Origin of the sequence: Enterobacter sp. Ag1 (genome assembly GCA_000277545.1) — a bacterium.
GTDB lineage: Bacteria > Pseudomonadota > Gammaproteobacteria > Enterobacterales > Enterobacteriaceae > Cedecea.
The window spans coordinates 1-345 of the sequence record AKXM01000029.1; the positions used below are offsets into that span (position 1 = coordinate 1).

Genomic DNA, 345 nt, shown 5'->3' on the forward strand with positions numbered 1-345 from the left:
TCTCGCATGGGGAGACCCCACACTACCATCGGCGCTACGGCGTTTCACTTCTGAGTTCGGCATGGGGTCAGGTGGGACCACCGCGCTACTGCCGTCAGGCAAATTCTTTTCTACGTGCCGAACTTTAACCTAAAAAGTGGTGCTGATACCCAGAGTCGAACTGGGGACCTCACCCTTACCAAGGGTGCGCTCTACCAACTGAGCCATATCAGCACGCTTAATTTGATGCCTGGCAGTTCCCTACTCTCGCATGGGGAGACCCCACACTACCATCGGCGCTACGGCGTTTCACTTCTGAGTTCGGCATGGGGTCAGGTCGGACCACCGCGCTACGGCCGCCAGGCA

The 345-nt window shown here is 58.0% G+C and carries 1 tRNA gene and 2 rRNA genes; all 3 read right to left on the bottom strand.

The features are described 5' to 3' along the window. Window positions 1-99 (bottom strand): 5S ribosomal RNA (rrf, locus tag A936_RS22440); the annotation flags it as partial. Window positions 100-137: 38 nt separating this feature from the next. Beyond that, window positions 138-213, bottom strand: a tRNA-Thr gene (locus tag A936_RS11565). Between the two features lie 14 nt (window positions 214-227). Beyond that, window positions 228-343 (bottom strand): 5S ribosomal RNA (gene rrf / locus A936_RS11570). Window positions 344-345: the final 2 nt, after the last annotated feature.